Raw genomic sequence first — 9331 nt, 5'->3', positions numbered from 1 at the left:
GTTGCGATTAAAGCGCGTTGCTTTATCTCGCTAGGGCTGCGCATGTTACGCTTTCCTATTTTTTTGTCAACACTTAATTTTGTTAAACTTGAAAGTTTTTAAAACTAAGTTTTACTCGACTCACTGATTAGCTCGTGCCTCGCTATGCGTTGCGCTCTGCCGTCTCAGTGGGGTCGCATTATAGGGAGATCCGAAAACAGATCAACCCTTTTTTGAAGAAAACTTGAAATAAATGACTGTTCGCTGCGTATTTGAGCTAAACGCTCAAAAACACAACTAAAAGTAGCCTTTATTTAGATTATAGTAGTGCTTTTATGTAAATGAATGCTGTGATTGTGCTTATTTATAACTTAACCATTAAGTAAAACTCTAATAAATAAGTTTATAAGTATTATTAAAGCTTAATAAATAGGCCCATTCATTTCTTAAGCTAAAAATTCTTAAAATTGATAAGTAGATAAGTAGATAAGTAGATAAGTAGATAAGTAGATAAGTAGATAGAATAACTCAAACAATTTGTTTATCAAATTTTTGGTATTAAAAAGCCGAGCATAAGCTCGGCTTTTTGGTGTCTCTTTAAAGACTTACTCTGCAGACTGCGCGTCTTCTTGAACTTCTTCGTTAGTCGCTGGGCGACCCACTAGTTCAATATAAGCCATTGGTGCATTATCACCAGCACGGAAGCCACACTTAAGAATACGAGTGTAACCACCAGGACGGTCTGTATTACGAGGACCGATTTCGCTGAACAATTTACCAACTACTTCATTATCACGCGTGCGAGCAAACGCTAAACGGCGATTTGCTACACTGTCAGTCTTAGCCAGTGTGATTAAAGGTTCAATTACACGGCGTAACTCTTTCGCTTTAGGCAAAGTAGTTTTGATGATTTCATGTTTCACCAAAGAACTTGCCATATTGCTGAACATCGCTTTACGATGGCTACTGTTACGGTTTAATTGACGACCACTCTTACGATGGCGCATGACCCTATCCTTCTAACTAAACTAATATAGTGATTTAGATTATTCAGCTAGGCTTGCAGGCGGCCAATTTTCTAGGCGCATGCCTAGAGAAAGACCACGTGAAGCTAGCACGTCTTTTATTTCAGTTAGAGACTTCTTACCTAGATTAGGCGTTTTAAGAAGCTCAACTTCAGTGCGCTGAACTAAATCACCGATATATTGAATTTGCTCGGCTTTCAAACAGTTTGCTGAACGTACTGTTAGTTCAAGATCATCAACTGGACGAAGTAGAATAGGATCGAATTCTGGCTTCTCTTCTTTCTCTTCTGGCTCAGTTACATCACGTAAATCTACGAATGCATCTAATTGCTCAGCTAAGATAGTAGACGCACGGCGGATCGCTTCTTCAGGATCTAAAGTACCGTTTGTTTCCATATCAATGATTAACTTGTCTAAGTCTGTACGTTGCTCAACACGGGCTGATTCAACCGAGTACGCAATACGTTCAACTGGGCTGAATGATGCATCAAGCAGCAATCGACCAATTGGACGCTCATCGTCATCAGAGGATAAACGACTAGATGCCGGCACATAACCACGACCACGCTCAACACGAATACGCATGCTGATCTCGCTGCTATCTGTCGTTAAATGACAAATAACGTGATCTGGATTAGCAATTGTTACATCGCCATCGTGCTGAATATCAGCCGCAGTCACAGGGCCTACACCAGATTTAGTCAGGGTCAGAAAAACTTCATCTTTGCCTTCTAACGTTACTGCTAGACCTTTTAGGTTTAGTAGTATTTCAATGATGTCTTCTTGTACGCCTTCTTTCGCGCTGTACTCATGCAATACACCGTCGATTTCAACTTCAGTTACTGCACATCCAGGCATAGATGATAACAGTATACGGCGTAAGGCATTACCCAGAGTATGACCAAAGCCACGCTCTAGTGGTTCTAAAACTACTTTAGAACGCGTTGGGTTGATAGCGTCGATATCGACTAACCTTGGTTTTAGAAATTCTGTAACAGAACCCTGCATTTTATCCTCTCTTAACTCTTAACTTTACTTAGAGTAAAGTTCGACGATTAGTTGTTCATTAATGTCCGCAGACAGATCTGAACGCTCAGGTAGGCGCTTAAAGCTGCCTTCCAATTTCTTACCGTCAACTTCAACCCAAGTCGGCTTTTCACGTTGCTCAGCCAACTCTAGAGCAGCGATGATACGTGCTTGTGTTTTAGACTTCTCACGGATTACTACAGTATCTTCTGGAGTAATTACGTATGAAGGAATATTCACAACACGACCATTAACTAAAATCGCTTTGTGGCTTACTAACTGACGTGCTTCAGCGCGTGTGCTAGCAAAACCCATGCGATATACAACATTGTCTAAACGTTGCTCTAAAAGCTGTAACAAGTTTTCACCTGTATTACCTTTAAGGCGAGCAGCTTCTTTGTAGTAATTACGGAATTGCTTTTCTAATACACCGTAAATACGACGTACTTTTTGCTTTTCACGTAATTGTAAACCGTAATCAGATAAGCGACCTTTACGAGCGCCGTGCTGACCAGGTGCAGTCTCAAGTTTACACTTAGAGTCGATAGCTCTTACGCCGCTCTTAAGGAACAGGTCAGTACCTTCACGACGACTCAGCTTGAGCTTAGGGCCCAAATATCTTGCCATGTTATTTCTCCTAACCTATTGTTAAACGCGACGTTTCTTCGGTGGACGACAACCATTATGTGGTATTGGCGTCACGTCAGTAATGTTGGTGATACGGTAACCAGCAGCATTCAAAGCACGTACAGCAGATTCACGACCTGGACCTGGACCTTTAATGAAAACTTCTAGATTTTTTAAACCGTATTCTTGAGCAGCAGTACCTGCACGCTCTGCAGCAACCTGAGCAGCAAATGGTGTAGATTTACGTGAACCACGGAAACCTGAACCACCGGCAGTTGCCCATGATAATGCATTACCTTGACGGTCGGTAATTGTTACAATAGTGTTGTTGAAAGACGCATGAACATGAGCCATACCATCAGCAACTTGCTTTTTAACCTTTTTACGACGAATTGGTGTCTTAGCCATAATACTATCCCCTTATCGCTTAATAGGCTTACGAGGACCCTTACGGGTACGCGCGTTAGTCTTTGTTCTTTGACCACGTAGTGGTAAAGAGCGACGGTGACGTAGGCCACGGAAACAACCAAGGTCCATAAGGCGCTTGATATTTAGAGTAACTTCACGACGAAGGTCACCTTCTACAGTGTACTTGCCAACTGCATCACGCAGTACGTCAAGAGTTTCGTCTGAAAGTTCACCGATTTTTGTGGTCTCGGCGATACCAGTCGCTTCTAAGATAGCCTTAGAGCGAGTCTTACCTATGCCATAAATTGCTGTTAAACCAATAACTGCATGTTTATGATCAGGGACGTTAATGCCAGCGATACGGGCCACTAACACATCTCCTATATTTGAATTTGGTAATCAAAAGTTTGAAAAGCCCGTAAGGATACTCAAACGAAGACCAAATCACAACTAAAAACACAGGCCGAGAAATCTCAGCCTGCACGACTGTTTACTTAGCCTTGCCTTTGCTTATGCTTAGGCTCACTGCAAATTACGCGTACTACACCAGCACGTTTAATAACTTTACAGTTACGGCATATTTTCTTAACGGAAGCACGTACTTTCATTGCTCAACTCCGTAAACTGACCTTATCGGCCGTAGCCTTTAAGGTTCGCTTTTTTCAGCACAGAATCATACTGATGTGACATCAGGTGAGTCTGTACTTGTGCCATAAAGTCCATGATTACTACAACGATAATCAAAATTGATGTACCGCCGAAATAGAATGGCGTTTGCCATGCCATAGTCATGAATTCGGGCACCAGACAGATAAAGGTTATATACAAAGCACCTGCCAATGTCAGGCGTGTCATCACTTTATCAATGTATTTAGATGTCTGCTCACCTGGACGAATACCTGGGATAAATGCGCCAGATTTCTTCAGGTTGTCTGCTGTTTCACGCGGGTTAAAAACCAACGCTGTGTAGAAAAAGCAGAAGAAGATGATAGCTGCAGCTAATACCATCGCATACAAAGGTTGACCAGGAGTCAACGTTGTTGCAATAGCTTGTAGCACATCAGCGACCGGACCTTCACCCTGGCCGAACCAGCTTGCAATTGTACCAGGGAACAGAATTATACTGCTAGCAAAGATTGGTGGAATAACACCCGCCATATTTACTTTTAGTGGTAAATGCGTGCTTTGAGCAGCAAATACTTGACGACCTTGTTGGCGTTTAGCGTAGTTAACAACGATACGACGTTGCCCACGTTCGAAAAACACTACAAGATAAGTAACAGCGAATACTATAACCGCAACCATCAACAGTACAAAAACATTCAAATCACCTTGGCGCGCCATTTCGGCTGTCGAACCAATAGCAGACGGCAGGTTAGCTACAATACCAACAAATATTAGAACTGAGATACCGTTACCGATACCACGTTCAGTTATTTGCTCGCCCAACCACATTAGGAACATAGTACCTGTAACCAAACTCACCACAGCGGTGAAGTAGAAACCGATACCAGGGTTAACAACTAACCCTTCCATCATGCCCGGTAAGCTAGTCGCAATACCGATTGATTGGATAGTAGCAAGCACAAGCGTGCCATAGCGTGTGTACTGGCTAATTTTTTTACGCCCTTGCTCACCTTCTTTCTTAAGCTCTATAAACGGAGGATACATATGCGTTAATAGTTGCGTAATAATCGAAGCCGAGATATACGGCATAATACCCAGTGCTAACACTGAAGCTCGCTCAAGCGCACCACCGCTAAACATGTTGAACATCTCAACAATGGTGCCCTTTTGTTGCTCGAAGAAATCGGCAAGTACAGCGGCGTCAATCCCAGGGATTGGCACAAATGAACCTAGACGGTAAATAATGATAGCACCTAAAACAAATAGTAATCGACGCTTCAATTCCGAAAGTCCACTTTGTGCACTTTGTGTATCTTGACCTGGTTTAGCCATCAGTACTTCCTTAGTCTTCTACCTTGCCTCCGGCAGCTTCAATAGCTTCGCGAGCACCTTTAGAAGCCTTAAGGCCTTTAACGGTAACAGCGCGTGAAACTTCGCCAGATTTAACAACTTTAACGAACAGAACGTTCTTTTTAACTAGACCAGCTGCTTGTAACGCGTTTAGGTCTACCACATCGCCTTCAACTTTAGCGATTTCAAAAAGGTTTACTTCTGCAGATACTAACGATTTGCGTGAAGTGAAACCAAATTTAGGTAGACGACGTTGCATAGGCATTTGACCGCCCTCAAAACCAACGCGTACTTTACCGCCAGAACGTGATTTTTGACCTTTGTGACCACGGCCACCAGTCTTACCAAGACCAGAACCGATACCACGACCAACACGTTTTGGAGCAGTTTTAGAACCTGCAGCAGGTGAAAGTGTATTCAAATGCATGAAATTAACCCTCTACCTTTACCATGTAAGAAACTCGGTTGATCATACCACGTACACATGCTGTGTCTTCTAACTCAACAGTGTGGTTGATACGACGTAAACCAAGACCGCGTAATGTAGCTTTATGCTTCGGTAAACGACCGATAGAGCTCTTTACTTGTGTTACTTTTACAGTTTTATTTGCCATGGTTACCCCAGAATTTCGTCTACGCGCAGACCACGTTTAGCAGCGATTGACTCTGGAGAGTTCATGTTCTCTAGAGCTTGAATCGTTGCACGTACTACGTTGATCGGGTTGGTAGAACCGTAACATTTAGAAAGTACGTTCTGCACACCAGTAACTTCTAGTACTGCACGCATAGCACCACCTGCGATGATACCAGTACCTTCTGATGCTGGTTTCATGAACACTTGTGAGCCAGCATGACGTCCTTTAACAGGATGCTGTAATGTGTTGCCATTTAGGTCTACATTGATCATGTTGCGACGTGCTTTTTCCATTGCTTTTTGAATAGCAGCTGGAACTTCACGTGCTTTACCATAACCAAAACCTACTTTACCTGCGCCATCACCAACTACAGTTAGTGCAGTGAAGCTAAAGATACGACCACCTTTAACTACTTTAGACACACGGTTTACCGCGATTAGCTTTTCAGCTAAATCAGGCTGTTGTTGCTTTGCTTCTACGTTAGCCATTGTCTACTCCTAGAATTGCAAACCGGCTTCACGCGCAGCATCAGCTAGCGCCTTCACACGGCCGTGATATTTAAAGCCACTGCGATCAAAAGCAATCTTTTCGATGCCTTTGTCAGCCGCACGTTCTGCAACCGCTTTACCAACTGCTTGTGCAGCTGAAACGTTGCCTGTGCCTTTAACTGTTTCGCTAATAGCTTTCTCAACAGTAGAAGCAGCAGCCAGTACAGTACCCTCAGCATTAACTACTTGAGCGTAAATGTGACGTGGCGTGCGGTGGATAACAAGACGCGTTGTGCCTTGTTCAATATAATTTCTACGAGTGCGTTTAGCACGACGTAGACGAGCTGTTTTTTTATCCATCGTCTTACCTTACTTCTTCTTAGCCTCTTTACGGCGTACATTCTCATCTGCGTAACGAACACCTTTACCTTTGTAAGGCTCAGGTTTACGGTATGCACGAATGTTAGCAGCTGTTTGACCAACTAACTGCTTATCTACGCCCTTAACTAGAACTTCTGTTTGGCTTGGAGTTTCAATCGTAATTCCTTCAGGAACTTCGAAATTAACTGGGTGCGAGAAACCAAGTGTTAAGTCTAAAACTTTACCCTTAGCTGCTGCACGGTAACCAACACCTACTAACTGAAGTTTCTTCTCGTAACCTTCATGCGTACCAACAACCATGTTGTTGATAAGAGCGCGAGCAGTACCTGCTTGTGCCCATGCATTAGCTACGCCTTCACGAGGTAAAGTTGTAATAACGTTGTCATTAAGTTGTACTTCAACTGCATCGTTGATAGTACGCGTTAATTCACCGTTTTTGCCTTTAACTGTGATGTCCTGGCCTTTTAATGTAACTTCTACACCGGCAGGAACATTGATTGGTGCCTTTGCTATGCGAGACATAGTTCCCCTCCGATTAAGCTACAAAGCCAATGATTTCACCACCAACACCAGCACTACGTGCTGCGCGGTCTGTCATTAGGCCTTTAGAAGTTGATACGATAGCGATACCAAGACCACCCATTACCTTAGGTAATTCGTCACGTTTCTTATAGATACGTAGACCAGGGCGGCTAACACGCTGGATATTTTCAATTACAGCTTTGCCTTCGAAGTATTTCAACTCGATAGAAAGCTCAGGTTTCGCTTCGCTGTTTACTGCGAAATCTGCGATGTAACCTTCGTCTTTTAATACTTTAGCTACTGCTACTTTCAGCTTTGAAGTTGGCATCGTTACAGATACTTTCTTCGCTGATTGACCGTTACGGATACGTGTGAACAAATCCGCGATAGGATCTTGCAAGCTCATAGTCTTACTCCCGTGATACTATTACCAGCTAGCCTTTTTAAGGCCAGGAATTTCACCGCGCATAGCTGCTTCGCGAACTTTAATACGGCTCATGCCGAATTTGCGAAGGAAACCATGTGGGCGGCCCGTAATGTTACAACGATTACGTTGACGTGCAGGGCTAGAATCACGTGGTAAAGCTTGAAGCTTAAGTACCGCGTCCCAACGATCATCTTCTGATGCGTTAACATCGCTGATGATAGCTTTTAGTGCTGCACGCTTTTCAGCGTACTGAGCAACTAGTTTAGTGCGCTTTGCTTCGCGCGCTTTCATAGAATTCTTTGCCATAACCCTACCCTTATTTCTTGAATGGGAAGTTAAACGCTTCTAACAACGCACGGCCTTCCTCATCAGATTTCGCAGAAGTTGTGATTGTGATATCCATACCGCGTACACGGTCTACTTTATCGTAATCAATTTCTGGGAAGATGATTTGTTCACGTACGCCCATGCTGTAGTTACCACGTCCATCAAAAGACTTAGCACTCACACCACGGAAGTCACGGATACGTGGGATAGCGATTGATACCAAACGCTCAAAAAAGTCCCACATACGCTCGCCGCGTAAGGTTACTTTACAGCCAATTGGGTAGCCTTCACGCACTTTAAAGCCAGCAACAGATTTGCGTGCTTTAGTGATTAAAGGTTTCTGACCAGAGATAGCTTCTAGATCCGCTACAGCGTTATCTAAAATCTTCTTGTCAGCTAGGGCTTCGCCCACGCCCATATTTAATGTGATCTTTTCGATCTGAGGGACTTGCATGACAGAGCTGAAACCAAACTTCTCTTGAAGCTCAGCAACTACTTTGTCTTTATATACTTCATGCAGTTTCGCCATCATTCTACTCCAACTATTAGATAGTTTTACCAGTAGATTTAAAGATACGTAATTTCTTACCATCTTCAATCTTGAAACCTACACGATCTGCTTTACTCGTTTCCGAGTTGTAGATCGCAACGTTTGATACGTCGATAGACGCTTCTTTCTCAACAATGCCGCCAGCTTGGTTCAATTGTGGAACCGGCTTTTGGTGTTTCTTGATTAAGTTAATGCCTTCGACAAATACTCGACCAGACTCGGTAACAACTGAAAGCACTTTGCCGCGCTTACCTTTGTCTTTACCTGCTAGTACGATTACTTCGTCATCACGACGGATTTTTGCTGCCATGATAGACTCCTTACAGTACTTCTGGGGCTAGTGAAACAATTTTCATGAACTTGTCATTACGAAGCTCACGAGTCACAGGGCCGAAGATACGAGTACCAATTGGCTGCAAGTTATCATTTAAGATAACAGCCGCATTGCTATCGAAACGGATCAGAGAACCGTCCGGACGACGAACGCCTTTTTTGGTACGCACAACTACCGCGTTTTTAACATCACCTTTCTTCACTTTACCGCGAGGAATAGCTTCTTTCACAGAAACTTTAATGATATCGCCAACTGCCGCATAGCGACGGTGTGAACCACCAAGGACTTTTATACACTGCACTTTGCGAGCGCCGCTGTTATCAGCAACTTCCAGCTGAGTTTGCATTTGGATCATGTTAATGACCTCCGGTGTAGTAATTACAACTTGCCTTAAATTTGTTTAAAATCAAGGCACTTCGATTAAATCCCACTCTAAAAACAACGGAGTTGTCTCTTAAGGGCGGGCAATTGTACCAGCATTGGCTAGTGAGTGGTAGGTTATTTTTTAATTAATTTGAGTGAAGGCCATATTAAAACTGAGTAAAAACCGCTATGTAGCTATTTTACAAGTGGTTATAAAACAATCAAGGCGCTAATAGCGCCTTAATTATTTATTTGTGGTTGC

17 protein-coding genes are annotated in these 9331 nt (G+C 43.1%); all 17 read right to left on the bottom strand.

Translation table 11 applies throughout. The annotated features are described in order from the left end of the window. Nucleotides 1-584: 584 nt before the first annotated feature. The 17 genes from rplQ to rplN all read right to left on the bottom strand — a co-directional run bounded on the left by rplQ (nucleotide 585) and on the right by rplN (nucleotide 9061). Nucleotides 585-986, bottom strand: coding sequence for a 50S ribosomal protein L17 (gene rplQ, locus CWC16_RS07165; RefSeq protein WP_138541032.1), 402 nt, complete (start codon nucleotides 984-986; stop codon nucleotides 585-587). Between the two features lie 39 nt (nucleotides 987-1025). Beyond that, entirely contained in the window at nucleotides 1026-2012 is a 987-nt protein-coding gene (locus CWC16_RS07160; RefSeq protein ID WP_004589198.1) for a DNA-directed RNA polymerase subunit alpha, read from the bottom strand. Between the two features lie 24 nt (nucleotides 2013-2036). Continuing rightward, nucleotides 2037-2657, bottom strand: coding sequence for a 30S ribosomal protein S4 (rpsD, locus tag CWC16_RS07155; RefSeq protein WP_002959461.1), 621 nt, complete (start codon nucleotides 2655-2657; stop codon nucleotides 2037-2039). A gap of 21 nt (nucleotides 2658-2678) precedes the next feature. Further along, nucleotides 2679-3065 carry a 30S ribosomal protein S11 gene (rpsK, locus tag CWC16_RS07150; protein ID WP_002959471.1) on the bottom strand — a complete coding sequence of 129 codons (387 nt, stop codon included), beginning with the start codon at nucleotides 3063-3065 and terminating at the stop codon, nucleotides 2679-2681. A gap of 12 nt (nucleotides 3066-3077) precedes the next feature. Then, nucleotides 3078-3434, bottom strand: coding sequence for a 30S ribosomal protein S13 (gene rpsM, locus CWC16_RS07145; RefSeq protein ID WP_004589200.1), 357 nt, complete (start codon nucleotides 3432-3434; stop codon nucleotides 3078-3080). A 125-nt stretch (nucleotides 3435-3559) separates the two neighbouring features. Continuing rightward, nucleotides 3560-3673: a 50S ribosomal protein L36 gene (gene rpmJ / locus CWC16_RS07140; RefSeq protein WP_002959476.1), complete on the bottom strand. Its 114-nt coding sequence runs from the start codon at nucleotides 3671-3673 to the stop codon at nucleotides 3560-3562. Nucleotides 3674-3695: 22 nt separating this feature from the next. Then, the gene (secY, locus tag CWC16_RS07135) at nucleotides 3696-5024 is read right to left on the bottom strand and encodes a preprotein translocase subunit SecY (protein WP_055015418.1); all 1329 of its coding nucleotides are present in this window, start codon (nucleotides 5022-5024) and stop codon (nucleotides 3696-3698) included. Between the two features lie 10 nt (nucleotides 5025-5034). Beyond that, nucleotides 5035-5469 (bottom strand): 50S ribosomal protein L15, encoded by a 435-nt coding sequence (rplO, locus tag CWC16_RS07130; RefSeq protein WP_004589202.1) that lies wholly within the window; start codon nucleotides 5467-5469, stop codon nucleotides 5035-5037. A gap of 4 nt (nucleotides 5470-5473) precedes the next feature. Continuing rightward, nucleotides 5474-5656 (bottom strand): 50S ribosomal protein L30, encoded by a 183-nt coding sequence (gene rpmD, locus CWC16_RS07125; RefSeq protein ID WP_004589203.1) that lies wholly within the window; start codon nucleotides 5654-5656, stop codon nucleotides 5474-5476. A 2-nt stretch (nucleotides 5657-5658) separates the two neighbouring features. Further along, a complete protein-coding gene (gene rpsE, locus CWC16_RS07120) occupies nucleotides 5659-6165 on the bottom strand; it encodes a 30S ribosomal protein S5 (RefSeq protein WP_004589204.1) in 507 nt (168 codons plus the stop codon). 9 nt (nucleotides 6166-6174) lie between these two features. Beyond that, complete coding sequence (rplR, locus tag CWC16_RS07115) at nucleotides 6175-6525, bottom strand: 50S ribosomal protein L18 (protein WP_004589205.1); 351 nt, start codon at nucleotides 6523-6525, stop codon at nucleotides 6175-6177. A gap of 9 nt (nucleotides 6526-6534) precedes the next feature. Then, a complete protein-coding gene (gene rplF / locus CWC16_RS07110; RefSeq protein ID WP_138541031.1) occupies nucleotides 6535-7068 on the bottom strand; it encodes a 50S ribosomal protein L6 in 534 nt (177 codons plus the stop codon). 13 nt (nucleotides 7069-7081) lie between these two features. Then, a complete protein-coding gene (gene rpsH / locus CWC16_RS07105; protein WP_004589207.1) occupies nucleotides 7082-7474 on the bottom strand; it encodes a 30S ribosomal protein S8 in 393 nt (130 codons plus the stop codon). 21 nt (nucleotides 7475-7495) lie between these two features. Beyond that, entirely contained in the window at nucleotides 7496-7801 is a 306-nt protein-coding gene (rpsN, locus tag CWC16_RS07100; RefSeq protein WP_004589208.1) for a 30S ribosomal protein S14, read from the bottom strand. Between the two features lie 10 nt (nucleotides 7802-7811). Then, complete coding sequence (gene rplE, locus CWC16_RS07095; protein ID WP_010392500.1) at nucleotides 7812-8351, bottom strand: 50S ribosomal protein L5; 540 nt, start codon at nucleotides 8349-8351, stop codon at nucleotides 7812-7814. A gap of 16 nt (nucleotides 8352-8367) precedes the next feature. Continuing rightward, the gene (gene rplX / locus CWC16_RS07090) at nucleotides 8368-8682 is read right to left on the bottom strand and encodes a 50S ribosomal protein L24 (protein ID WP_004589210.1); all 315 of its coding nucleotides are present in this window, start codon (nucleotides 8680-8682) and stop codon (nucleotides 8368-8370) included. Nucleotides 8683-8692: 10 nt separating this feature from the next. Beyond that, nucleotides 8693-9061, bottom strand: a complete 369-nt coding sequence (gene rplN, locus CWC16_RS07085; protein WP_004589211.1) for a 50S ribosomal protein L14 — start codon at nucleotides 9059-9061, stop codon at nucleotides 8693-8695. Nucleotides 9062-9331 lie beyond the last annotated feature (270 nt).

The sequence above is a fragment of the Pseudoalteromonas sp. S3776 genome, from assembly GCF_005886915.1.
GTDB lineage: Bacteria > Pseudomonadota > Gammaproteobacteria > Enterobacterales > Alteromonadaceae > Pseudoalteromonas.
This window is presented reverse-complemented; position numbering and strand designations above follow the sequence as displayed.